Source organism: Micromonospora sp. NBC_00389 (assembly GCF_036059255.1).
In the GTDB taxonomy this organism is placed as follows: domain Bacteria; phylum Actinomycetota; class Actinomycetes; order Mycobacteriales; family Micromonosporaceae; genus Micromonospora.
The window spans coordinates 2,597,977-2,622,243 of the sequence record NZ_CP107947.1 but is presented as its reverse complement, the minus strand read 5'-3'; the positions used below and the strand labels follow the sequence as shown (position 1 = coordinate 2,622,243).

Below are 24,267 nucleotides of genomic sequence, written 5' to 3'. Positions count from 1 at the left end.
AAACGGTCACTTCCAGATGGTTCGCCGCACGCCCCGGTGCTCGGTGCAGGCGTTCGACCGGCCACCGTTCAGGCTGACCGAACCGTCGCGGCACTGCACCAGGTAGCCCCGACCGGCCCAGAACTGCGGCACGCAGTCGAACCAGTCGCAGACCTCAGTGGCCGGCCGCCGGATCCGGGTTCCGCCGCAGAAGTCGTACCCCAGCGGGTTTTCCGGCGCGCCGCAGCGCTGGTCCCGGGTCGCGGTGAGCGACGGGCGCGGCGACTTCGTCGGCTTCGGTGTCGTGCGGGGCGAGGGCGGGGCCGCCGGGTAGAGCAGCGCGGGAACCGCGCTGGCGCTGGACGCCGGGGTGGCCGCGACGGCGACCTCCGCGCCGCCGGTCGGGTCGGACGGGTCCGACTCGAACAGCGCCGCCGGCACCAGCAGCGCCACGGCCGCGGCCACCGCGACGGTTCGCCGGCCGCCCGGCACCAGCGCGGAGAGCCGGGCCTGCCCGGGAGTGGCCGCGGCCGGCCGGAACGGCTTGAGCTGGGCGTGCTCGGCGATCAGCTCGTCGAGCTGGGCGAGCACCGCGGGACGCTGCTCGATCGCGTCGGCGAAGGCCAGGGTGAGCTTGAACCGGAAGTCCGCCGCCGCGTCGGTGGGCAGCATCAGCCCGGAGGTCCGCCGCCGGTCCAGCACCTGGATCAGGGTCACCGGCGCCGCCGGGTCGTGGCCCAGGCCGGTCATCCGGCCGTACGCCCAGTCGCGCCGGCCGCGCCCGCCGAGCAGCACCAGTCGACGGCTGGTGATCACCGCCATGCCTGCGTCGGCGACCCGGACGCCGTCCGGGCGACGCTGGCGCAACGGCCCGGCCGGCGGGGCGACCGTGAGATCCGGCGCGGGCAGCACCGTGGTGTGCCGCACCTCGACGAGCTGTGCGGCGGGCAGCGCCCAGAGCACCACCTCGTCGCCGGCCAGCTCCAACGGTAGGCCGGCGCCGGCTGCCGCAGAGCCCTGGAAGTCGGCGGCCAGGGCACGCAGCCGCCGCAACTCGTCGTCGCGTCGCCGCCACGCCGCCTCGGCGCCGCGGAACGTGCTGACCCGCCGAACGTTCTGCCGGCGCGCCCACCGGTACCGCCATGTGGAACCCGTCGATTCAGTCTTCGCCACGCCGACTCCTCCGCCGCGCTGGCCACCAACCGGGGTGTCACACCTTTTAACAGCGGCGGCGCGCCGCCCGGACACGCCAAAAAAGGGCGAAGTACCCGATCGGCGGAGCAAATTGCACGATAGGGCGATACTGCTGCCGACACTCATTCGGTCCGGAGCGCCGTCTCGCTCGGTAACGTCAGCCGCAGCCGGGTGGCGATGCCGCCGTACGGAGGGGGTGAGGGTCGTGCCGCAGGAAACCCGGCCCGAGGTGGTGATCGGGGTCGACATCGGCACCACCAGCACCAAGGTCGTCGCGTACGGCGCCAATGGCCGACAATTCGCCAGCCACACGGCCGGCTACCCGCTGGACGACCCGCAGCCCGGGTACGCCGAGCAGGACCCGCAGGTCATCCTCGACGCGGTGCTCATATCGATCCGCGCGGTGGTGGCCGAGCTGTCCGAGCCGGTAGCCGGGCTGTCGTTCGGCTCCGCCATGCACAGCCTGATCGGTCTGGACGCGGACGGCGTTCCGCTCACTCGGTCCGTGACCTGGGCCGACGCGCGATCCACTCGGCAGGCCGAGCGCCTGCGGGCGGTGCCGTCCGGCCTGGCCCTGCACCGACGCACCGGGACGCCGATGCACCCGATGGCGCCACTGCCCAAGCTGCTCTGGTTCGCCGAGCAGGAACCGAAACTCTTCGAACGGGTGGCGCACTGGGTCGGCATCAAGGACTGGGTGCTGCTGCGGCTCTGCGAGGTGCTGGTCACCGACCACTCCGTCGCCTCGGGCACCGGCCTGATGGACATCCACAAGCTGGAGTGGGACAGCGAGGCACTGGCCATCGCCGGTATCACCGAGGAGCAGTTGCCCCAACTGGTCTCCACCACCGCCGTACTGCCCGGGCTCACCCCGCAGGCCGCGGCGGCGACCGGCCTGCCGCAGCGCACCCCGGTGGTGGTCGGCGCCGGCGACGGGCCGTTGGCGAACCTGGGCCTGGGCGCGGTGCACCCCGGCATGGTGGCCTGCTCGATCGGCACCAGCGGCGCGATGCGGGTGATGGTCGAGCGGCCCGGCGTGGACCCGCTCGGCGGGGTGTTCTGCTACGCGCTGACCGAGGATCGCTGGACGGTCGGCGGCGCGATCAACAACGGCGGCATCGTGCTCCGCTGGGCCGGTGAAGCGCTCGCCCCGGACCTGGGCGCGCACTCCGAGGAGGAGCTGGTCGCACTGGCGGCCCGGGCGCCGGTCGGCTCGGGCGGGCTCATCATGCTGCCGTACCTGCACAGCGAGCGGGCGCCGCACTGGAGCGCGCTGCCCCGCGGCGCGTACGTGGGGCTGACCCATGGGCACCGCCGCGAGCACCTGGTGCGCGCCGCGCTCGAGGGGGTCTGTCAGCAGCTCGCGCTGGTGCTCAGCTCGGTGCGCGCGGCCGGCAACGAGGTCCGTGAGGTCCGGGCTGGCGGCGGCTTCGCCCGCAGCGGCCTGTGGCGGCAGATGCTCGCCGACGTGCTCGGCCTGCCGGTGAGCTTCGCGACCGGGCCCGAGGGGTCGAGCTTCGGCGCGGCCATGCTCGGCATGCAGGCGTTGGGGCTGATCCCCAGCATCGACGTGGCCTTCGACCTCGTGCGGATCGAGGAGACGGTCCGCCCCGACCCAGCCGCCGCCGCCACGTACGCGGCGCTTCTGCCGCTCTTCGCCGAGCTGTACGAGGCGCTGGTGCCCACCTTCACCTCGATGCGCCGGATGGCACCCGGCCTGCCCACGGGCCTCATCCAGGGTTGAGCGCTTGTCAGGACATGGCCGCCCGGACGGGTGACGCCAGTCCCGATGACCCCAACCGCCTCCGGCGCTTCATATCGTGCAAACGTGAGAAAAAGCGACAAGAAGCCCTCATCTTCCCAGTCGGGTCCGTTCTTCCGGGTACCCCTGAAGTGGCTGGCGGCGGTGGTCGCGCTGGCCGTGGTGGCGACGACCGGGCCGGCCACCGCCGACGGCCCCGGCCCGGGGCCCACAACCGAGCCGGGGTACGGGGCCGAGCCGGGGTACGGCGAGGCGGAGGCGGGGGACGAGCCTGGGGCGGAGCCGACTCCGGAGCGGGCACCGACCAGCGAGGTGTCCTGGCTGTCGTTCCCCGGCGGGGTGTTCGCGGTGGACTCACTCGGGCACACCGTGCGGTACCGCGCCTGCGACGGCGACACCGGCCGGGTCGCCGACCCGGACATGCGGGTCGCCGCCGGGGTGGCCAGCGGCGAGGTCACCGTCGAGGGCAGCAGCTACCGCTACCGGGTGCCCCTGGTCGGACGGAGCGAGGGCACGCTTGCGGTGACCCGGCGGTACCACCCGCCGACCGAGCTGACCGGCGTGGTGGTCACCAGCCCGCAGCCGCCCACCGACCCGGTGGCGGGAGCCCGACTGTTTCCGCTCAGCGGGCAACTCGCCCGGGTGGTCGCCGACGCGAGCCTCAACCCGGCCGGGGTCACCGTCCGCGACCTGTCCGGCCGGTACGGCGATCAGCAGATCGCGGTCAACGGGGCGCTCCGCCCCAAGGCCGCCAGCGTGATCAAGCTGTGGATCCTGGTCGAGCTGCTCCGCCGCGTCGACTGTGGACAGGTCTCCCTCGACGACGGGGTGCTGGTCACCCCGGCGGACGTGGTCGGCGGCACCGGCCAGCTGCAATTCGAGACGTTCCCGCAGGTGGTCACCCTGCACCGGCTCGCCCAGTACCTGATCAAGTACAGCGACAACATCGCCGCGAACGTGCTGATCACCTACCTGGGTGGGTTCGCCCCGGTCAACGCGCTGATCGACTCGATGAACCAGCGCTCGACCATCCTGGCCCGCCGGATGCTCGACAGCGCGGCCGCGCTGCGCGGCGAGGAGAACTACACCAGCCCGGACGACGTGGTCTCGCTGCTCGGCGCGGTCTGGGACGCAGAGATCCTCACCCCCGCCTCCCGCGACCTGATGATCGGCTTCATGCGGGAGCAGACCCTGAACACCAAGATCCCGGCGGCGCTGCCGCCCGGCGTGCCGGTGGCGCACAAGACCGGTGACCTGCCGGACGCCTCACACGACGTCGGCTACTACCTGATCCCCGGCTCGGAGACCGCCGTCGCGTTCCTCACCGCCGGGCCGATGGACACCGGCGACGAGACGGTCCGCCGGATGGCCCGCACCGTCTACGACTTCCTGGTCAGCCCGGCCGGCGGGGCGTACGAGGAGTGAGCCGGGCGTCAGGCGCCGGGGATGTTCTCCGGCGGGTCCTCGCCGACCAGATCGGCCGCCGGCGGGTCGGCCGCCACCGACAGCCCGAAGTCCGAGTACGTCAGGTCCAGCTGCGCGGTCTGCGACTGCTCGCTGGCCAGCTCGATCCGGTAGCGGACCAGCCGCCCCTGCTCGTCGACGGTGGCGGTGAACGGCACCGCCCCGGCCCGCTCGCCGAGCACCGTTCCGACCCCGCTGCCCAGCACCTCGCCGGCCTCGCGCAGGTCCAGCGTGCCGGCGTACTCCCGGACGCCGGTCTGCCGGACCTGCGCCGGCGCGGTCAGCGTGCCGGCCAGCCGGGTGTTGTCCAGGCCCTGCTTGCCGGCCGGGGCACCCGGCGCGCCCACGTGCCACCAGGTGCTGCCGTCCCAGACCGGGATCCGGCGGTCCGGGGCGGTGACCCGCACGTAGACGTCCGGCCCGGTGGTCAGGCGTTCGATCTTCACCTCGCCGGTGGGCACCTTGAGCGAGGTGGTCTCCAGACCACGCCGCGCCTTCGGGTCCCACAGCAGCACCGTGCCGTCCCCGCCCGACGCCCCGCCGGTGCTCACGGTCAGCTTGTACGTCTGCTGGTCGATCTTCCCGGCGGCGGCGACCAGCACGCTGACCGGATCGGTCGCGGCCGGGGCGGGTGACGCGTCGGCCGCCGGACGGCCCGCGTCCGGCTCGTCGCCGGTGGCGACCAGGGCCCACGCCCCGGCGGCTACCGCCACGGCGAGAATGGCGCCAGCGGCGACCAGCTTCGGCTTCTTCACGGTCATCTCCCCCCGGGCGGCACGCCCGCCGGCCGGTGGCCGATCGACGCTGACCGCGGTGCGGTCCGGCCAGAGTAGCCGGACCGCACCGGCCGCTGTTCCGGGTCTGTGCCCCGCCCGATCAGGCGCGGCTGATCGCGTTGGCGTGGATCGCCTCGTTCAGGTACGCGGCCAGGCCCGGCGCGATGTTCTCGTAGTGCCTGGTGAACCGCTCGTCGGCCAGGTACATGTCGGCCAGTCCGGTGTGCACCTCGTACGAGCACTCGTAGAACCAGCGGCTGATGATCTGCCGGTGTTCCTCGGCCAACTCCATCACCTCCGGACTGTCCGCTGGCGCGCCCGAGGCCAGCGCCGCGACGATCCGCCGACCCCAGTCCTCGTTCTCCGCCTTGATCCGCAGCCAGTCGTCCTTGCTGTAGCGGGAGGCCCGCCGGTTCGACTCCCGGTACGCCTCGCTGTCGCCCCAGCGCTGTTCCGCCTCGGCCTCGTGCTCCTCCGGGTTGAAGTCGCCGAAGACCTCGAACCGCTCCTCCGGGGTGAGTTGGATGTTCAACTTGCTCGCCTCCATCGCGAACTCGATCGCCGTAACCATCTCCTGCAACCGCTTGATCCGCACCGTCAGCAGGTCGTGCTGACGACGCAGGTGCGCGGCCGGGTCGGCCGCCGGGTCGTCGATGATCGCGGCGATCTCCTCAAGCGGGAAACCCAGCTCCCGGTAGTACAGGACGAGTTGCAACCGTTCCAGGTCCGCGTCGTCGTAGCGGCGGTAGCCGGCCGTGGTCCGTCCGCTCGGCGAGAGCAACCCGATCTCGTCGTAGTGGTGCAGCGTCCGTACCGTCACGCCGGCGACCTTCGCCACCTGACCCACCGTGTACGCCATGGTTCCCCTCCCTTCCGGAAACCAGGCTCTCGCCTGCCGCTACGTGAGGGTCAAGCCCGATTCTGACCCACCATGGCGGGGCCGTCCGGTCGCCCGTACAGATAGCCCTGGCCGCGCGGGCAGCCGATCGCGGTGACCGCCTCGTGCTGGCGCTCGGTCTCCACGCCCTCGGCCACCACCGCCAGGTCGAACGCGCCGGCCAGCCGCGTGACCATCTCCACCGTGGCGTACGCCCGGTCGTCCGCCCCCAACCGGGCCACGAACGAGCGGTCGATCTTCAGCTCGGTGGCCGGGATGCGGTGCAGATAGCTCAGCGAGGAGTAACCGGTGCCGAAGTCGTCGATGGCGATCTGGAGGCCCAACTCCCGGAGCTGGCGCAGCCGCTCCAGCACCGCGTCGGTCCCCTCGATCAGCGCCGACTCGGTCAGCTCCAGGGTCAACGCGCGCGGCGCCAGCCCCGCGCTGGCGGTGGCCGCGGTGACCGTGGCGATCAGGTCCGGCCGGCGCAGGTGCGCCGCGGCGATGTTCACCGCCACGGTCGCGTCCGGCGCCCGGTCCCGCCAGGTCGCCGCGGCCCGGCACGCCTCGTGGATCACCCAACGGTCGATCGGCAGGATCAGCCCGGTCTCCTCGGCCAGCGGCAGGAACCGGGCCGGCGGCAGCATCCCGAGCCGGGGGTGCCGCCACCGCACCAGCGCCTCGGCGCTGCGCACCGCGCCGGTGGCCAGGTCGACGATGGGCTGAAACTCCAGGTGCAGCTGCTCCTCGTCGACCGCCCGGCGCAGGTCGGCGATCAGCTCGGCCCGGGAGACGGCCGACTCGCGCAGCGCCGGGGTGCACGTCCGGTAGGCGGACTTACCGGCCGCCTTGGCCGCGTACATGGCGATGTCGGCGTCGCGCAGGAGGTCGGAGTGGGAGGCGTGCTGGCGGGCCGTACTCGGCGATGCCGATGCTCGCCGACGGGTGCACGCCGACGTCGTCGTCGCCGTCGGAGGGTTGCAGGGCATCCAGCAGCCGTTGGGCCAGCCGCTCGGGGGGCACGGGCCGGTCGCCGTCGACCAGCACCGCGAACTCGTCCCCGCCGAGCCGGGCGATGGTGCCGTCGCCGTCCACCGCGGCTCGCATCCGGGCCGCCAGCCCGGTCAGCAGGGTGTCGCCGGTGGCGTGCCCGAACCGGTCGTTGACCTGCTTGAACCCGTCCAGGTCGAGCAGCAGTACGGCCACCGGCCGGCCGTCGCGCAGGGCCAGGCGCAGCCTCCGGTTGAACAGCAGCCGGTTGGGCAGCCGCGGTGAGCTGGTCGCCGTACGCGAGCCGGCGCAGCCGGGCCACCAGACGCAGGTTCTCGTTGGCGGCCAGCCCCTGGCGCAGGGCGAGGGCGGCCAGCAGCACCATCATGGTCACGAAGACCAGTTGTGGGGTCTGCCCGGTTGGGCGGCGGGCCAGCACCACCGCGATGATGGCCCCTCCGACCGGCAGGTACGGCAACGCCACCCGCCACCACGGCGGCGGAGGTGACTCGGCGGTGTCGTCGGTGCCGTCGCAGTCCAGCGGCGGCGGGTTCCGGGTCGCCAGGCCGATCAGCAGGTAGCTCAGCGGCCAGCACAGGTCGATCGGGTGACCGGCGGCGTAGTCGCCGCGCGCGACCAGCGAGACGTAGACGACGTCGGCGACCACCCGGATGGTGAGGCTCGCCGCGAGCACGCTCATCGGCCGCCACACCTGCCGGGCCGGGCCGGAGACCGCGACCAGGATCGTGAGCTGCATCAGGTCGAACATCGGGTAGAGCAGCCCCAGGGTGCGCGCCGGATCGGCCAGCTCGGCGGCGGCGACGCCCCGGAACACCAGCACCCAGCCGATCGGCACCAGGGCCAGCGCGACGATCACCCCGTCCAGCAGCGTCCGGGCCCGCCCAACGGCGGTCCGTGGCGCGGAGGGCGAGCAGAGCAGCGCGGCGGTGCCGGTGAGGATGCCGGCCGTGAAGACCGCCCCGACCAGCGGGGTGTGTGGCAGGTCGCCGCCGCCGAGCCGCTGCACCGTCCAGATCGCCCGGCCGAATGCGGCGAGCGCCATGGTGACCGCCAGCAGCGTCCAGAACCGGCGCAGCGGGGCCGGATGACGGCGGACCACCCGGGCGCAGGCGACGGTGGCCCAGCCGGCGACCAGCAGCCCACCCAGGTCGCTGACCAGCGCGGCGCCGGGCAGTGCGGCAACCAGCCAGAACGCCTCCAGGAGAACGACCGCAGCCACAGCGGTCAGCCCAGCGCGTCCCGGCCGGGCCGGCGCGACGGCAGTGGCCGGCCCGGCGGCCGGCGCCCGTGGGGCCGGCGTCAGCAGGGTCGGTTCGGTGAGGGTCGGCGGCACGCCGTTCGGCTCGGCAGGGGTGGACTCCCCCGCAGCCTGCTTCACGTCCTGTCGCGACACGGTCGCTCCGGCTCTTCGTCGTGCGTGCACCCTCGGCGGACCTGACCACGGCAAACCCCGAAAGCCTAGCCAGCGCCCGGGGTGCCCGCCAAGGTCCGGACGGCCGCCCAAATCGAGCTGGTCCGGCCACACAGGAGCGGCCGTGCGCTGATCTCGTCCCGGAGCGCGGTGAGGGTGTCGCGGGCCCGGACCCTCTGCCCTGGTACGCGCTCCTGTCGAGCTGCCCCATAAGTGGGGCAGGCCGAGTGCTGCCAGGGCGGCGATAACCGGTGTGTGTGCAGGCGGAATCCGCCACGCAAGATCATCGGCATGGTCGAGCGGCGTCAATGACCGCCCTATCGGCGGCTGAAAAGAGAATGGCGAAGTCGGGCGGGCATCGCGAACGTGGATCGGCGTCGCGGTGTGCGACGTGCGTACGGCAAGTACCTGGGCCTTTATTTGTTCCGGCCGTACTATCTCCCGGTGATCACCACCACCCGCCGACGGCTGGTCGCCGCGTCCATCCTCTTGGTGTTGGAGGCGGTGGCGTTCGCGCTGTTCGTCACCGAGTCCGTGACGGGTGCGATCGCCGCCGTTGGCATCACCTGCGTGTCGTTGTGGGTGCACGTCGTCCTGCACGAGTGCGGGCACCTCGTCGCGGCGAAGCTGCTGCGTCTGCCGGTCATCGCGGTCCGGATCGCACCCTTCACCGGGTGGCAGAGCGAAGTGGCGGTCCGCCCGCCGTCGTCGGCGACCGCGTTGCCGCTGCGGATGGTGCTGTTCTACCTCGGTGGCCCGATGGCGAACCTGTGCACCGCGGCGGTGCTCGGTGCCGCAACGGCGTTGACGAGCACGGCATTGACCCGCGTCGCACTGCTCGGCGCAGCGCTTGTTGCGGTGCTGCTCGGGGTGGTCAATCTCATTCCCGGGATATCGCCCCACAGTGACGGCCGCAACCTGCTTCGCTGGCTCCTGGCGCCAACGGCCAGCGGCGCCGCGCTACGGGCGGGCTACTACCAGGAGGAGGTATACCGGACGTTGCGGGCGCTTGCCCAAGGGGACGTTGACGACGATCTTCTCGGAGATCCGGTTCGCGACCGCAACGACCCGCGACTCGCGCTCGCTGCCTTCCAACGGCGCTGGAGCAGGGGACACGCGCAGTCGGCGGCAGACTTCATCGCCGGCGCCGAGCGCCTTGCGGCGCTGGCTCGCGCCGACAGCACCGATCCCATGGCCGCCGCCGCAATCGGGCAGGCGCTTACCGTCCAGTTCGGGTTGTGGTACCTGCACGCGGCAGTGGTGAACAGATCGCCGGTCGAACACCGAGAGGTGTTGGAGATCTCGGAACTGGCCCAGATCGGCCTCCACGTGCAGCCGCACAGGTTGTCCGCTCGGGTCGCTATGAGCCTGGCCCACCTGCTCAACCAGCAGCCGGAGCACGCGCGGTCGCTGCTGCTCGACATTCGGCCGGGTGTTGACCCGCCGGACCTGTGCAGCGTCGCGTTTCTCCTGCGAGCCATCGCCGAGTGCTACCTCGGCAACCACGCCGATGCGGCCACCCTCATCAGGGCGGCCAGCGGCGACTACCAACAACTGACACAGGTCGTTGCCGCGATCCAGGCGGCCGATCCGGTGCCGCCCTTGTTCGCCCCGGCACCGATGGCTGACACCTGACCGGTGTGCCCGCGCCAGCTGGGCGGCGGAGGTGGGTGTGCGACGGATGTGGTCAGCGGCCGGCGGAGCGGTTCCACGGCGAGCGGGGCAACCTGGTGCCGGCCAGGGGACGGCGGGTGCGGCGGTGCTTGCGCCGGCCGGGGGTGCAGGGCGCGCGCGGGGCGGTGTGCACCGGAGGGCCGGAGGACGGCGGCGGCCGGCGGATCAGCCAGCAGAGGAAGCGGGCCATCTGCGGCTCAGCCGACCGGGAGACGCTCGGCGTCGGACTTGGAGATCTCGTATTGCGCCCCGCAGAACGTGCACTGCTGCGCGTACCGGGTGCGCACCGGGATGAGGGGGATGAAGAAAAGGGTGAACTTGGTCGATCGGCGGGTGATCACCTGCGCGGCGTGGTTGCCGCAGTGGCGACAGACCTGCTGCACGACCCCGGAACGGTCGACCTTGGTACGCAGACCAAAGATGAAGAACATCGCCAGCCAGTACCCACTCCAGCCCGATAAATCACCAGCACCGCCGTCGGACGCGCGGCGAGCGCCGGCCCGTGGTGCGGTGGGCCGGCGCTCGCCAGGGGTGTCACGGCGTCAGCTGGCTGCTCCGGTCGGCTCGGGCTCCAGGCCGGGGATTTCGGCGGGGAGCCAGATCGGCTGCCAGTCCGGCACCTCGTGGAAGCGTCGCAGCTCGGCCAACCCGGACACCGACCCGGTCCAGGCCGCGTACGGGGGGTTGCCCTCGTCGAAGCCGCTCTGCACGAAGGTCAGTGTGGTCCGCCCACCGGACTCGGCCAACTCCCAGCTCGTGATGCCCGTCGGCCCCCAGTCGACGCTCATCTTCCGCCCCGGCTCCAGATCGATGACCTTGGCCGCGTAGCCGGCGTCGAAGCCGCCCATGGCGTATCGGCCACCGACCCAGGGCTCGATGCCGATCGGGTAGCCGAACCAGGCGCTGGCCTGCTCGGAGTCGGTCAGCGACTGCCACACCTTGTCGGCGGGGGCGGCGATGACCAGCTCACCGCGCAGGTCTGCGGAGGTGAAGTCGGTCCGCGGCAGCAGCGACCGGCCCTCCAGGTGGGCGGCCAGGTTGGCGATGGCCAGCGACCAGTAGGTCTGCAGCACGCCGCGGATGCTGGAGCCGCTCATCGCCTCGGCGAAGTCGAAGTGGCTCTGCGTCAGCGTCAGCACGGTGCTGTCCGGGCTCTGGGCGGTCAACTGGAACTCGCTGGTGGTCTCCACGCCGTCGAGCAGCCAGCTGAAGCGCAGCGTGTCGTCGTCGGCGTGCAGCAGTCGCTGGTGCGGGGCGTCGCCCTCGGGCGTGTACCGGCCCCAGAACTCGTACCGCTCGGGCAGCTCGACCTCGACGTGCTCGGCCAGCCAGAGTCGCAGCTCGGCCGGGTCGGTCAGTGCCTGGCGGACGCGCCCGACGGGCGCGGAGAGGCGGGCCTGCACCTTCATCGGTTCACTCATGGTCGTTCCCTTTCGGATAGCAGGCCACGGCGAGCTTGAAGGCATCCCCTTCGCTGCCGCCGTAGCGGGTGAACAGGTCCTGAAGTGCGGTTTGCAGGTCGTGCAGGAACTGCTGGCGTTGCTCGGCCGGCACCCGGATCTCGCCGGAGACCCCGATCGAGGGCAGCTCGGGCGCTGCCCGGTCCAGGGCGGCGATGTCGGCCTGGACCTCCTCCATCAGGTCGAGCAGGTAGCCCAGGCTGAGCTCGTCGCGGGCCCGGCGCAGCCCGATCCGGCCGACCAGCCGGGGGGAGAGCCAGTAGGACCGGGCGGCGGCCTGGTAGATGCCTTCGGTGATGCCGCGGACCTTGCGCTCGTTGACCAGGTCGACCAGGCCGGCCGCGACGAGTTGCTTGACGTGGTAGTAGACGCGCTGCGGCGTCTGGTCGAGTCGGGCCGCGACCTCGGTGCAGGTGCGCGGCTCGGCCAGTTGCCGCAGCACCGCTACGCGCTGCGGCTTGAGCAGGGCTTCGGCCTGCTCGATCTGCTCCAGGTACAGGACGTCTCTCATGGCAAAATCAGTTTGTACGTACAAAACTTGTTTGTCAATCGGTTCGCCAAAAGCCGCGCCGACTTTTCGGAGCGGCTTCAGGCGGAGACGGTCAGGGCAGCCAGTCGGGCCGCAGTGGGTAGCTGCTCTGGCCCTCCGGGCCGTTGTGGGTGGCCAGCACCTGGTGCAGCTGGATGCCGTTGCGCTCGAACGCCATCCGCGACCCGGCCATGTACAGCCCCCACACGCGGGCGGTGCCCGCGCCCACCTCGGAGACGCAGAAGTCCCAGTGCTCGACCAGGTTGCGACACCAGGCGGCCAGCGTCAGCGCGTAGTGCTGGCGCAGGTTCTCCTCGTGGTGCACCTCCAGGCCGGCGTCGTGCACCTCGCTGATCAGCCGACCCGGCCCGGCCAGCTCACCGTCCGGGAAGACGTACCGGTCGATGAACGCGCCGGAGCGGTGCGGCGCCCGATTGTCCGCCCGGGTGATGCAGTGGTTGAGCAGCCGCCCGCCCTGCCGCAGCCGATCGCGCAGCGCCCCGAAATAGGCGGGGTAGTTGCGCACCCCGATGTGCTCGGTCAGCCCGATCGAGGAGATGGCGTCGAACTGCTCCGCAGGCGCGTCCCGGTAGTCCAGGTGCCGCACCTCGGCCAGCTCGGTCAGCCCCTCCCGCTCGATAGCGGCCTGCGCCCACTGGGCCTGCGCCTTCGACAGGGTCACCCCGAGCGCCTTGACGCCGTACTCGCGCGCGGCGTGCCGCACCATGCCACCCCAGCCGCAGCCCACGTCCAGCAGCCGCATCCCCTTCTTGAGCGCCAGCTTGCCGGCGACCAGGTCGTACTTCGCCGCCTGGGCCTGCTCCAGGGAGTCGTCCGGGGACCGGTACACCGCGCAGGTGTACGTCATCGACGGGCCGAGCACCTTCTCGTAGAACGCATTGGAGACGTCGTAGTGGTGCGAGATGGCGGTGCTGTCCCGGACGCGCGAGTGCCGCAGCCCGTTCATCACCCGCTTCCAGCGCGGCTGCGCCTCCTGCGGCGGGGCCGGCGGCGGCAGCAGCCGCTCCCAGCCCAGCCTGCGGGCCAGCGCCAGCCCCTCCGTCAACGACGGTGGGCGCAGCCGCAGCTCGTCCTTGAGCACCCGCAGCGCCTCGTACGGGTCGCCCTCGTGCACGCCCTGCAACGCCAGGTCGCCACTGACGTAGGCCCGGGCCATGCCCAGGTCGCCGGGGGCGGTGAGCAGGTACGACAGGCCCCGCTCGGAGCGGATCGCCAGGGTGATACCGGCATCGGCCGGGCCGACGGCGCTGCCGTCGTACCCGGTGATCCGCACCGGCAGCGGCCCGGCAGTGACCGCACGGACCACGTCCGCCACAGTCGGAACCGCTTGCCGGCCCCCCGCCGGCGGGGTGGCGGGGACGCTCGCCGCCCCCTGATCTCGGTCGGTCAGGCTCATGCTCGTGCTACCGCCTTTTCGTACAGTCCCGTCAGCCGGTGGTCCGGGTCGTAGCGGTCCTTCACCGCGCGCCAGGTCTCGCCGCCGTAGAGGCGATCAAAGGCGTCCCGGTCGTAGTACGCATCGGAGTACAGCGACTTGTGCCCGCCCGACTCCGACACCCTGCGTTCAATCGTGCGATTGACGTCGCCGTCGGCGGCGCCCGGCGCGATCGGCACGCTCCCCCAGAACCCAATGTTGACGTAGTCCTGCCCCGGCCGGAGTGGATACAGCGGCCAGGACCGCGCGGAGCCCGGACCCTCCGGCTCGCGCAGGCGCAACGGACAGAGCCACACCGGGTTCATCCCCACCGCGCCAGCGAACCAGCGCAGGAAGTCAGCCGTACGTTCCAGCGGGACCTCCACGTCCTGCACCACCCGCTCCCGGGCCGGCTGGCCGCGCAGCCGGTCGATCCGGGCCGCCACCTGGTGCCGATGCTCGAGCCGGACGAGACGGTGATAGACGTCGCTGCGCCGGTAGCGGGCCGGCCAAAGCCGGCGCACCACCGGGTGCTGCGCGCCGAAGGCCGCCGAGCACCAGAACCAGTCGGTGTCCCAGCGCCAGAGATAGTCGTACGCGGTGAGCACGTCGCGAGTGCGCTGGCGCAGCGACCGGTAGTAGATCCCCTGGCCGGTGTAGTCGCTCGGCGGCTCGGCCGCGTCAGTGAACGTGGCCAGCACCAGGTACGCCTCGCCGGGGCTGAACATCACCCCGTCCATCGCGTCGACCGGCTCGCCGGCCCAGGACCGGGTCGCGGTCACCTCGGCGATCGCGTCGGTGAGCGCCTCCAACTGGGTGAACCGGATGTTGCGCAACGCCACGTACCGGCCGACCGGCTGCAGCTCGATGCGCAGCCGGGTGGCGTAGCCGAGGCTGCCCAGCGAGTTGGGGAACGCGGTGAACAGGTCGGCATGCTCCCCGTCCGGCCGGGCCGTGATGATCTCGCCCGAGCCGGTGAGCACATCCAGCTCTCGTACCGACTCGTGCGGCAGGCCGTTGCGGAAGGAGGTCGACTCGATCCCGAGGCCGGTCACCGCCCCACCCAGGGTGATGGTGCGCAGCTGCGGCACCACCAGCGGCATCAGCCCGTGCGGCAGCGTCGCGTCGACCAGGTCCTCGTAGGTGCACATGCCCTGCACGTCGGCGGTACGCCCGGTCGGGTCGACCGAGAGCACCCGGCCGAGGCCGCTCACGTCGAGCCCCGGAGTTCGGGGAGCGGACCGGGGGCGGAACAGGTTGGAGGTCCGTTTGGCAAGCCGGACAGGCTCGCCAGTGGGCACCGCGGCGTACGACCGCCGCAACGTGGCCACCGCTTGATCATGGTCAATCGAGGGATCCACACGCTCAGCGCGCATGTGATCACCTTACGCCCGTACCCAAGATTCGGTGGGATGTCGACGACGGCCGTTTCCCGTCCAGTGGCTGGCCGGGCGGTTACCGTGGCGGGCATGCCGTCGCCCGCGATCACCGCCCTGGACGCCGCCGGCCTGCCCTACCGACTGGTCAGCCACGGCCCGGTCGGCAGCCTGGCGGAGGCCGCCGCCGCCCGGGGCGTGGCCGTCCCCGACGTGGTCAAGACGATCGTGGTCCGCCGGGGCGCGGACGACCACCTGTTCGTGCTCACCCCCGGCGACCGGGTCGTCTCCTGGCCCAAGCTGCGCGCTCTGCTCGGGGTGCACCGTCTCTCCATGCCGGACGCGGCCGGCGCCCTCGCCGCCACCGGCTACGAGCGCGGCACCATCACCCCGTTCGGCGCGAGCACCGCCTGGCCGGTGATCGCCGACGAGCGGCTGCGCGGCCGGGAGATCACCCTGGGCGCCGGCGAGCGCGGACTCGCCATCGCGGTCGACGCCGACGCCACGATCGCCGCTCTCGCGGCCACCGTGGCCGATGTCACCGACCCACAGCCGACCCGGTGAGCCTCCCCGCACCGACCACTGTCATCGTCGGTGGCACGGCCTAGTGTTGGTCTCATGCCAAAAGCCATGTGGAACGACCTGGTCGTCGCCGAGAGCGACGACACCGTGCTGGTGGAGGGCAACCACTACTTCCCCCGCTGCGCCCTGCGCGACGAACTGATCCAAGAGTCCGCGACGCACACCGTCTGCCCGTGGAAGGGCACCGCCTCCTACTACACCCTCGAGCACGAGGGCAGCACCAGCGAGGACGCGGTCTGGTACTACCCGGAGCCGAAGCCCGACGCCGAGATGGTGCGCGACCGGGTGGCGTTCTGGAAGGACGTCCGGGTCGTCGACTGACCCGTCCGCCGTGGCGGCCGGCCGCCGGTGTCCGACTGGCCCCGGCCCGCCGCCGTGGGTGAGGATGGCTCGCATGTCCGCGCCCGAGGAACGCCCCGACCCCGCCGGCACCGTCTACGGCGGTCGCCGGGCGCCCCGTTCCGGCCTGCTGAGCGACCCGCTGCTGCGGGTGGCGCTGGCGGTCGGGCTGGTCGGCGTACTCCTGGGGGTGGTCTTCGCCACCGGGCTGTTCGACGGTGACGACGAGCCGGTGGTGCCGGCGACGGTCGGCGCCCCGACCAGCGCGGCCGAGCCCACGACCCCGGCGGCCGAGCCGAGCCCGACCGCTGCGGCCGAGCCGTCACCGACCCCGGCGGCCACCACCCCGGCCGCCCCGGCCACCGGCCCCAAGGTGCTGCGGTCCGCCTCCGGGCTCTGCCTCGGGCTGGACGGCGACGGCGAGAAGGCCGAAGCCGAGTTGGCCGCGTGCACGGGCGGCCCGGAGCAGCAGTGGGTGGTCAACCCGGCCGGCGCGGACGTGGTGACGCTGACGAACGCCGCCTACGGGCAGTGCCTCGACGTCGAGGGCGGCAGTGCGGACGACGGCGCCCGGATGCAGCAGTTCCCCTGCCACGGCCAGGTCAACCAGCAGTGGCGGCTGACCGCCACCGGCACCGGCCCGGTGCTGCTGGTCGCGGTGCACAGCGGCAAGTGCGGGCAGGCCGACGACGACGGCGCCGAGGCCGGGGACGAGGTCCGGCAGCGGTCCTGCGACGGTCGGCCCGCCCAGCAGTGGACCCTCGGCTGACCGCCCGGCCTCAGCCCCGGAAGCTCCACGCCCGGGGCGCGGTGGCGGCGACCAGCACGGCCTCCGGCACCGGCCGGCCCGGCCGCCTGCGCAGCAGCAGCGACAGACCGGCCGCGCCGATCGACAGGGCGCCGGCCACGTACCAGGCCATCGCGTAGTCGCCGAGCCGGTCCCGGACCAGCCCCGCGCCGGTCGCCGCGAACGCCGCGCCGAACTGGTGGGCGGCGAACACCCAGCCGAACACCACAGCGCCGGCGCTGCCGAAGTACTCCCGGCACAGCGCCACGGTGGGCGGCACGGTGGCCACCCAGTCCAGGCCGTAGAAGATGATGAACACCAGCATGCTCGGCTTGGCGGTGCCGGCGAACAGGCTCGGCAGCACCAGCAGGGACGCCCCGCGCAGTGCGTAGTAGGCGCCGAGCAGCAGGCGGCTGTCCACCCGGTCGGTCAGCCAACCGGAGGCGATCGTGCCGACGATGTCGAAGAGCCCGACCAGGGCGAGCAGCCCGGCGGCGGTGGTCTCGGTCATGCCGTGGTCATGCGCGGCCGGCACGAAGTGCGTACCGACGAGGCCGTTGGTGGTCGCGCCGCAAATCGCGAACCCCCCGGCCAGCAGCCAGAACGGCCGGGTCCGGGCCGCGGCAGCCAGCGCACCCAGCGCCCGGCTCGCCGCACCGCCGGTCGCCGGTGGCGCCGCGACGACCTCTGTCGCGCCGTAGGCGGGCAGGTCGAGATCCGCCGGGTGCTCGCGCAGCAGCCACACCACCAGGGGTACGACCGCCAGCGCGGCTCCGGCCACGACGAGCGCCGCCGTGCGCCAGCCGTGGTCGCGCACCAGCACCGCGATCAGCGGCAGGAAGACCAGTTGCCCGGCCGCCCCACCGGCGGTCAGCACCCCGGTGACCAGGCCCCGCCGGCGGACGAACCAACGCCCGGTGACGGTGGCCACGAAGGCCAGCGCCATCGAGCCGGTGCCCAGCCCGACCAGCACGCCCCAGCAGAGCAGCAGCTGCCAGCTGGCGGTCATGAAGACCGTCAGCCCACTGCCGGCGGCGACCAGCAGCAACGCCACCGAGACCACCCGGCGGATGCCGAACCGGTCCATCAGCGCGGCGGCGAACGGCGCGGTGAGCCCGTAGAGCAGCAGGTTGACCGAGACGGCCGCAGAGATGGTGGCCAGTGGCCAGCCGAACTCCTCATGCAGGGGGTGCAGCAGCACCGAGGGGGTGGCGCGGAACCCGGCCGCGCCGACCAGCGCCACGAAGGCGACGGCGGCGACCAGCCAGGCGGGATGCAGGCGGCGGTTCTTGGACACGCGACCAGTCTGGGCGGCGCCGTTAGCACCGACGAGTGGCCGGAAAGCCATCATGCGCAATAATCGGGCCATGACCGCACGCCCGCACCGGATCGCCGTACTCGCCCTGGACCAGGTGGTCGGCCTCGACCTCGGCACCCCGTCCCAGGTCTTCAGCACCGCCCGGAGCGCCGACGAGACGCCCTTCTACGACGTGCGGATCTGCACCCCGGATGGCGGGGCGGTCCGCAGCACCGCCGGCTTCCAGGTGCTCCCGGACCACGGGCTGGAACTGCTCGACACCGCCGACACGGTGATCGTCCCGGGCATCCACGGCGGCAGCGCGCTGACCTCGGGCACCCTCGAACCGGAGGTGGCCGAGGCGCTGCGGTCGGCGTACCGACGGGGTGCCCGGGTGATGTCGATCTGCACCGGGGCGTTCGTGCTGGCCGCCGCCGGGCTGCTCGACGGACGTCGAGCCACCACCCACTGGGCGTACGCGGAGCGGTTCCGCCGGCTGCACGACCGGGTCGACCTCGACCCGGGCGTGCTCTTCATCGGCGACGACCGGGTGCTCACCTCGGCCGGAGTGGCCGCCGGCATCGACCTCTGCCTGCACGTCATCCGCCTCGACCACGGCAGCGAGGTGGCCAACCGGGCGGCCCGCCGCTGTGTGATGCCGCCCTGGCGGGACGGCGGCCAGGCGCAGTACATCGAGCAGCCGGTGCCGAAGGCCACCGACACCAGCACCGCCGGCGCGCGGGAGTGGGCCCGGCAGCGGCTGCACGAGTCGATCGCCCTGCGCGACCTGGCCGAGCAGGCCCGGATGAGCGTGCGCACCTTCACCCGGCGCTTCCGCTCGGAGACCGGGCTGAGCCCGGCACAGTGGCTGCTCCAACAGCGCACCGACCACGCCCGGCTGCTGCTGGAGACCACCGACCTCACCGTCGACCAGATCGCCCACCACTGCGGCTTCGGCACCACCGCCGCCCTGCGCCAGCGACTACATCAGCGCGTCGGCGTAGCCCCCTCCACCTACCGCCGCACGTTCCACCCACGCCCGGAGTTGATCGACACCTGATCCGCCCCGCGCGGCGGGCCGAGCCCGTCACTGCGACAAGCCTGATACCTGTGAGTCATTTTGATGACTCACAGGTACCACGCTCAGCAGACCGGGTTGCCCAACCCACGCCACGCCCGAACGGCTGCGCAGGCACGACACGTCTCAAGGGCTGCGCAGCATGTGGAGCTGGGCCTGGTGTTTGGGGAGATGGACCCGGGTGTGCAGGTCGAGGGTGCGGGACCAGGGCAGCGGCTCCTCGACGATCAGGTCGAAGCCCTCGCGCAGGTGGGTCTCGACCGACGTCTCCGCCGCCAGGCCCAGTCGGTCCACCAACGCGCACAGCCGGTCGCTGGTGCCGTGCAGCAGCGCGGTCAGGCCGCGCAGGCCACCATGCTCGGCGACCAGCGCGTCGAGCTGCGGGCGGTGCATGTCATCCAGGTCGTAGTAGGCGAACGTCGAACCGGCCAGCAACGCCTCGGTGGCCTGGATCATCAGCTCGTCGTTGGCGACCAGGTGCGCGACGATCTGCTCGGCGCTGAGCTGACCCTCCGGCGGCGGACCGAACCCCGCCGCGTCGATCTCCGCGAACACCGCGTCATACGCCCGCCGCAGCCCCCCGCTCTCCACACCCCCAGTCAACCGCGCCCCGCGGGGGTTAGCGGCGGGATTGGCGGGAGCGGAGGTAGTCGCTCACCACGTATTCGCCCAGATCGTCGGTGTCCGGGGTGAACATCCGACCGCGGCTGCGCCGGGCCACCGCGTCGACGAACCGGCGCAGACCGGGATCGTCGCCGAGCATGAACAGGTTGAGCGTGGCGCCGTAGCGGCTGAGCCGGTCCACCTCTCGGACGGTCGCCTCGATCGTCTCCGGCAGCGGCGGCCAGTGGAACAGCGCCTCCCCGTCGTCCGGGTCCAGGTGGGCGGTCGGCTCCCCGTCGGTGACCACCAGCACCACCGGCTCGGCGTCGGGGTGCCGCCGCAGGTGCCGGCCGGCCAGCCGCAGCGCGTGCTGGAGGTTCGTGCCCTGTTCCCCGTCCGGCTCCACGGCGGCCAACTCCTGCTGGCTGAGCGTCATCGCCTCCCGGCCGAAACCCACGATCTGCAGAGCGTCCTGCGGGAACCGGGTCTCCATCAGGTGCGCCAGCGCCAGCGCCGTCTGTTTCATCGGCCCCCAACGACCCTGGGAGATCATCGAGTACGAGAGGTCGACGCAGAGCACCACCGCCGCGGAGGCCCGCTTCTCGGTCTCCACCACCTCGAAGTCGTCCACCGCGAGCTGCACCGGCACACTCGGCCCGCCCCGGCTGACCGCCCGGGTCAGCGTGCGAACCACGTCCAACGGCTGCTCGTCCCCGTACTGCCAGGGTCGGGACGCACCGCTGACCTCGCCGGCGGCGCCCGCCGAACGCAGGTCGTGCTGGCCGCGTGGCCCGGCGGTCAGCTCGGAGAAGACCCGTCGCAGCGCGGTCCCGCCGAGTCGGCGCAGCGCCTTCGGGCTGAGCGTGAGCCCGTCCGCGTCGCGGCTCACCCAGCCCTGCCGGCGTAGCTCCCGCTCCAACTCGCGCAGCCGGCGGACCTCGTCGGCGGCGTCCCGGCCCAGCGTCCGGGCCACGGCGTCGACGTCCACGTCGTCGAGGGTGGCCCCGGGGTGTTCCTGGTCGAGCTGGTCCAGCAGGTCGTCCAGCTCGCCGATCTCACTCAACGCGCCGGCCGCGTCGGCGTAGCCCAGCGGCTGCTCGCCCCGGACCCGCTCGCCGCGCCCCCACCGCAGATCCGGCCGCAGCGCCCGCAGGTTCGCGTCCAGCGCGGACAACTCCCCGGCCAGCCGGTCGCCGAGCGACTGCTGCATCAGCCCGGACAGCTCGGCGCGCTGCCGATCGGAGAGCGAGTTCATCAGCCGCTCGCCGGCCGCCGAACGGCGGGCCAGCACGTCGATCAGCTCGTCGACGGTCTCCGGCCGTTCCGGGAAGAAGTCGCCGTGCCGGCGCATGAACTCGGCGAACGCGTCGGTGGTGTCCTCCGCGCGGCCGTGCCGGGCCAGCAGGTCGTTCAGGTCCCGCATCATCTCGGCGAGCCGCTGCTGGGTGGCCGGGTCGGCGGACGCGCGCACCGCGTCCCGCAGCCCGGCGAAACGCTGGCCGAGCACGTCGTCGCGGAGCTGGTCGAGGATCTGCTGGTACGACCGGCGGGCGTCCTCGCTGGCCCACTGGTAACCGGCCAGCTCCTCCACGGCACGCGCCGTGGAGCGGGGCAGGTTGTCCAGCACGGACTCGGCGAACCGCGCCGCGTCGTCGTCGCGCCCCCGCAGCTCGTCCCGCTCGGCGGCGAGGGCCTGGTCGAGGAGTGCCTGTGCCCGGGTCACCGCGCCGTCCAGATCGCCCCGCCGCAGCGCCTCCCGGCGCAGCCGCCGGGCTCGGGCGGCCAGGTCGTCCAGCCCGCCACGCCCCTGCGGGCCACGGCGCAGCAGGTCGCGCAGCGCCTCGCGCAGGCTGCCGCCGGCCAGCACCTCGGCGCCGACCGCGTCCACCGCCTCTTGCACGTCGTACGGGGGCGCGAGCGGGTCGGGCCCGCCGCGCCACTGCCCGTACCGGAACCGGTTGCCGGCCACGGTCAGCCCCGGCCGCCGTAGACGGTGCGACCGGAGTCGGTCACGTCCTTGCCGAGCCGGCGGGTCAGGTGCAGCCCTTCCAGCACGAACTCGACGCCGGCGGCGGCCTCCTCGGGGGTGGGAGCGTCGCCCAGGCCCAGCCGGTCCAGCACCTTGGCCAGCCCGGGCACGGTGCCCACCTGGCGCAGCAGCTCGGCGGCACCGACCAGCTCGCCGGTCTCGATGGCCGCGCCGTCCTCGACCAGTCCGGTGAAGCCGGACAGGTCCAGCCCGGCCAGGTGTGCCCGGAACGTCTCGGCGGTCGCGGTCCGCAGCAGGTGGGCGAGGATCTCGATCTCCCGACCCTCCTCGCCGCTCTCGAACTCCACCTTGCCGCGCAACGTGCTGGTCACCGACACCGCGTCGCCGACCCGGGCCACGGCGGCCTCCGGCCGTCCCCCGGGGGTGCCACCGGCGGCGAGCAGGCCGGCGCGGCGCAGCGCGGCACCGGCGACCGTCTCGGCGGCGGCGATGGCGAACCGGGCGGAGACGCCGGAGCGCGGGTCCACCGACGGCGACTCGCGCACCGCGCGGGCGAACCGGGCCAGGACCTCCAGCACGTGCTCCGGCACCTCGGCGACCAGGTCGGCCTCCTGCCGGATCAGGTCCAGCTCCAGCTCCAGGTCGAGCGGGTAGTGGGTACGGATCTCCGCGCCGAACCGGTCCTTGAGCGGGGTGATGATCCGACCCCGGTTGGTGTAGTCCTCCGGGTTGGCGCTGGCCACCAGGAGCAGGTCCAGCGGCAGCCGTAGCTGGTAGCCGCGGACCTGGATGTCCCGCTCCTCCAGCACGTTGAGCAGCGCCACCTGGATCCGCTCGGCCAGGTCGGGCAGCTCGTTGACGGCGAAGATGCCCCGGTTGGTGCGGGGCACCAGCCCGAAGTGAATGGTCTCCGGGTCGCCGAGGGTGCGCCCCTGGGCGATCCGGATCGGGTCGACGTCACCGATCAGGTCGCCGACGCTGGTGTCCGGGGTGGCCAACTTCTCGCCGTAGCGCATCGAGCGGTGCAGCCAGGCGACCGGCTGGTCGTCGCCGGCCTCGGCGACCTGGGCGCGGGAGGCCGGGGTGAGCGGGTGCATCGGGTGCTCGTTGAGCACCGAGCCGGGGATGACCGGCGTCCACTCGTCGAGCAGCCCGCCGAGCGCGCGGATCAGGCGGGTCTTGCCCTGGCCGCGCTCGCCGAGCAGCACCATGTCGTGCCCGGCGAGCAGCGCCCGCTCGACCTCGGGCAGCACGCTGTCGTCGTAGCCGACGATGCCGGGAAAGCGGGTCTCGCCGTTGCGCATCCGGGCGAGGAGGTTGTCGCGGAGTTCCTGCTTGACGGTGCGGTACTGGTGACCGGCCGCCCGTAGCGCGCCGAGCGTGCCGGGCAGGTCGGCCGGTGGAACCGGAATTACCGGGGAGGGCGCAGTCACCCGACCCACGCTAGCTCACACTCGCGGGGGTGCCCCGTGCATCGGGGGGCACCCCCACTCCCACCTTCAGCTCCGGCCGCAGCGCCGGCAGGCACCGCGGCGGCGCAGGTGGTACGCGTAGGTGGCCGCGCCGAGCGCCACCCCCCAGAACGGCCAGAGCAGCATCGGCGCCCCCGCCAGGCTGAACCCGTGGGTGAGCTGCCAGAACTCCGGGTTGCTCAGCAGTCCCAGGGTGGCCGCGGTCACCGCGACGGCGACCAGGGTGGCCGGCACCACGGCCAGCTTCACCGGCACCCGACGGCCGGCCAGTCCGAGCATCCAGCGCGGGAACCGCTCGCCCCAGCGCTGCACCAGGCCGAGGGTGAGGATCGCGCCGACGGTGGCGAACGCGCCCAGCCCGAACCCGGCCCACACCATCCCGGTCTCGCGCATCTCGGTCAGGAACTCCCGGGAGATGCCCAGCGGGATGCCGGCCGCCCAGGCGAACCGGGTCAGCGCGTACGCCAGCGGGATGGCCGCGGCGATGCCGGCGGCCCACCGACCCCAGCGCGCGGCGGCGGCCGGGGTGGTCCAGCCCTGGCCGGTGTCCCCGCGGCCGCAGCCGACGCAGGCTCCGGCGGTGCGGCGCTGCCAGGCGAGCACCGCCCCGGCCAGCAGCAGACCGCCGACGAGCGCGGCGAACCGGGCGAACAGCGCCCAGGTGAAGATCTCGGCATAGTCGACCGGCGGCCAGCCGAACGGCGCCCCGACGATCAGCATCGGCAGATAGCCGAGGATGACCAGCACCCGGGCGTCCGGGACGACCACGGCGAGCACGAACGCCACCGTCCAGCCGTAGCCGGCCAGCAGCACCCGCAGCGGGCCGGACGGGCGGACCGCCGGACGACTCATGGCCAGTGCCGCCACCGCGGTGGTCAGCAGCAGGCCGGCGAAGAGCGGGGTGGCCAGCTCCACCGGCACCAGGCGCAGCAGGTTGGCGTCGCCGCCGTGCGGGTCGTTCGCGCCGAACGGGTAGCCGGCGCCGGTGAGCGTGCCGAGCAGGGCGAGGACGCCCCACAGGCCGAGCCAGCCGGCGGCCAGAGGGGCCAGCCGGTCGGGCCAGCGGGAGTCGAAACGGGGTCTGGGAGCAGTGATCGTCGTCATGCTCCCAGCGTCGGCCGGTGGCCGGCCGGAACCCTCCCGGGCGGCGGTGAACCCGCTCCCCCTCAGG

General features: G+C 72.9%; 22 protein-coding genes. 7 read left to right on the top strand and 15 right to left on the bottom strand.

Going from position 1 to position 24,267, the window contains the following annotated elements:
- Window positions 1–6 precede the first annotated feature (6 nt).
- A complete protein-coding gene (locus tag OG470_RS12570; protein ID WP_328423868.1) occupies window positions 7–1,152 on the bottom strand; it encodes a hypothetical protein in 1,146 nt (381 codons plus the stop codon).
- A gap of 226 nt (window positions 1,153–1,378) precedes the next feature.
- On the opposite strand from OG470_RS12570, the gene OG470_RS12565 reads away from it, so the two are divergent.
- Both OG470_RS12565 and OG470_RS12560 read left to right on the top strand, forming a co-directional pair.
- Window positions 1,379–2,917, top strand: a complete 1,539-nt coding sequence (locus tag OG470_RS12565; protein ID WP_328423866.1) for a gluconokinase — start codon at window positions 1,379–1,381, stop codon at window positions 2,915–2,917.
- Between the two features lie 84 nt (window positions 2,918–3,001).
- Window positions 3,002–4,360, top strand: coding sequence for a serine hydrolase (locus tag OG470_RS12560; protein WP_328423864.1), 1,359 nt, complete (start codon window positions 3,002–3,004; stop codon window positions 4,358–4,360).
- An 8-nt stretch (window positions 4,361–4,368) separates the two neighbouring features.
- On the opposite strand, the gene OG470_RS12555 is transcribed toward OG470_RS12560, so the two are convergent.
- From OG470_RS12555 to OG470_RS12540, 4 genes are all read right to left on the bottom strand, one after another.
- Window positions 4,369–5,154, bottom strand: coding sequence for a hypothetical protein (locus OG470_RS12555; protein WP_328423862.1), 786 nt, complete (start codon window positions 5,152–5,154; stop codon window positions 4,369–4,371).
- A 121-nt stretch (window positions 5,155–5,275) separates the two neighbouring features.
- The gene (locus OG470_RS12550; protein ID WP_328423860.1) at window positions 5,276–6,034 is read right to left on the bottom strand and encodes a MerR family transcriptional regulator; all 759 of its coding nucleotides are present in this window, start codon (window positions 6,032–6,034) and stop codon (window positions 5,276–5,278) included.
- Window positions 6,035–6,084: 50 nt separating this feature from the next.
- Window positions 6,085–6,915 carry a putative bifunctional diguanylate cyclase/phosphodiesterase gene (locus OG470_RS12545; protein ID WP_328423858.1) on the bottom strand — a complete coding sequence of 277 codons (831 nt, stop codon included), beginning with the start codon at window positions 6,913–6,915 and terminating at the stop codon, window positions 6,085–6,087.
- Window positions 6,890–7,276, bottom strand: a complete 387-nt coding sequence (locus OG470_RS12540; RefSeq protein WP_328426327.1) for a GGDEF domain-containing protein — start codon at window positions 7,274–7,276, stop codon at window positions 6,890–6,892. The genes OG470_RS12545 and OG470_RS12540 overlap by 26 nt, the downstream gene beginning before the upstream one ends.
- A 1,690-nt stretch (window positions 7,277–8,966) precedes the next feature.
- Here OG470_RS12540 and OG470_RS12535 point away from each other — a divergent pair.
- Complete coding sequence (locus OG470_RS12535) at window positions 8,967–10,109, top strand: hypothetical protein (RefSeq protein ID WP_328426325.1); 1,143 nt, start codon at window positions 8,967–8,969, stop codon at window positions 10,107–10,109.
- A gap of 236 nt (window positions 10,110–10,345) precedes the next feature.
- Here OG470_RS12535 and OG470_RS12530 read toward each other — a convergent pair whose 3' ends face one another.
- From OG470_RS12530 to OG470_RS12510, 5 genes are all read right to left on the bottom strand, one after another.
- Complete coding sequence (locus OG470_RS12530; RefSeq protein WP_328423856.1) at window positions 10,346–10,579, bottom strand: zinc-ribbon domain-containing protein; 234 nt, start codon at window positions 10,577–10,579, stop codon at window positions 10,346–10,348.
- A 111-nt stretch (window positions 10,580–10,690) separates the two neighbouring features.
- Window positions 10,691–11,569, bottom strand: coding sequence for an SRPBCC family protein (locus OG470_RS12525; RefSeq protein ID WP_328423854.1), 879 nt, complete (start codon window positions 11,567–11,569; stop codon window positions 10,691–10,693).
- Entirely contained in the window at window positions 11,562–12,119 is a 558-nt protein-coding gene (locus OG470_RS12520) for a helix-turn-helix domain-containing protein (protein ID WP_328423852.1), read from the bottom strand. The genes OG470_RS12525 and OG470_RS12520 overlap by 8 nt, the downstream gene beginning before the upstream one ends.
- A gap of 91 nt (window positions 12,120–12,210) precedes the next feature.
- Window positions 12,211–13,554, bottom strand: coding sequence for a class I SAM-dependent methyltransferase (locus OG470_RS12515; RefSeq protein ID WP_328423850.1), 1,344 nt, complete (start codon window positions 13,552–13,554; stop codon window positions 12,211–12,213).
- Complete coding sequence (locus OG470_RS12510) at window positions 13,551–14,948, bottom strand: FAD-binding oxidoreductase (protein ID WP_328423848.1); 1,398 nt, start codon at window positions 14,946–14,948, stop codon at window positions 13,551–13,553. Before OG470_RS12510 ends, OG470_RS12515 begins: the two co-directional genes overlap by 4 nt.
- 93 nt (window positions 14,949–15,041) lie before the next feature.
- On the opposite strand from OG470_RS12510, the gene OG470_RS12505 reads away from it, so the two are divergent.
- The 3 genes from OG470_RS12505 (at window position 15,042) to OG470_RS12495 (ending at window position 16,638) form a co-directional block, all read left to right on the top strand.
- Window positions 15,042–15,512 (top strand): aminoacyl-tRNA deacylase, encoded by a 471-nt coding sequence (locus OG470_RS12505; RefSeq protein ID WP_328423846.1) that lies wholly within the window; start codon window positions 15,042–15,044, stop codon window positions 15,510–15,512.
- A 54-nt stretch (window positions 15,513–15,566) separates the two neighbouring features.
- Window positions 15,567–15,851, top strand: a complete 285-nt coding sequence (locus OG470_RS12500; protein ID WP_328423844.1) for a DUF427 domain-containing protein — start codon at window positions 15,567–15,569, stop codon at window positions 15,849–15,851.
- 73 nt (window positions 15,852–15,924) lie between these two features.
- Window positions 15,925–16,638 (top strand): RICIN domain-containing protein, encoded by a 714-nt coding sequence (locus OG470_RS12495; protein WP_328423842.1) that lies wholly within the window; start codon window positions 15,925–15,927, stop codon window positions 16,636–16,638.
- A 10-nt stretch (window positions 16,639–16,648) separates the two neighbouring features.
- Here OG470_RS12495 and OG470_RS12490 read toward each other — a convergent pair whose 3' ends face one another.
- Window positions 16,649–18,004: an MFS transporter gene (locus OG470_RS12490; RefSeq protein ID WP_328423840.1), complete on the bottom strand. Its 1,356-nt coding sequence runs from the start codon at window positions 18,002–18,004 to the stop codon at window positions 16,649–16,651.
- A gap of 1 nt (window position 18,005) precedes the next feature.
- Here OG470_RS12490 and OG470_RS12485 point away from each other — a divergent pair, with 1 nt between their 5' ends.
- Entirely contained in the window at window positions 18,006–19,013 is a 1,008-nt protein-coding gene (locus OG470_RS12485) for a GlxA family transcriptional regulator (RefSeq protein WP_328423838.1), read from the top strand.
- A gap of 144 nt (window positions 19,014–19,157) precedes the next feature.
- On the opposite strand, the gene OG470_RS12480 is transcribed toward OG470_RS12485, so the two are convergent.
- Genes OG470_RS12480 through OG470_RS12465 form a run of 4 tightly spaced genes read right to left on the bottom strand, consistent with a single transcriptional unit; the run spans window position 19,158 to window position 24,200 of the window.
- Window positions 19,158–19,622, bottom strand: coding sequence for a hypothetical protein (locus OG470_RS12480; protein ID WP_328423836.1), 465 nt, complete (start codon window positions 19,620–19,622; stop codon window positions 19,158–19,160).
- Window positions 19,623–19,650: 28 nt separating this feature from the next.
- Entirely contained in the window at window positions 19,651–21,603 is a 1,953-nt protein-coding gene (locus tag OG470_RS12475; protein ID WP_328423834.1) for a vWA domain-containing protein, read from the bottom strand.
- 2 nt (window positions 21,604–21,605) lie between these two features.
- Entirely contained in the window at window positions 21,606–23,066 is a 1,461-nt protein-coding gene (locus OG470_RS12470; RefSeq protein WP_328423832.1) for a sigma 54-interacting transcriptional regulator, read from the bottom strand.
- 57 nt (window positions 23,067–23,123) lie between these two features.
- Complete coding sequence (locus tag OG470_RS12465; RefSeq protein WP_328423830.1) at window positions 23,124–24,200, bottom strand: hypothetical protein; 1,077 nt, start codon at window positions 24,198–24,200, stop codon at window positions 23,124–23,126.
- Window positions 24,201–24,267 lie beyond the last annotated feature (67 nt).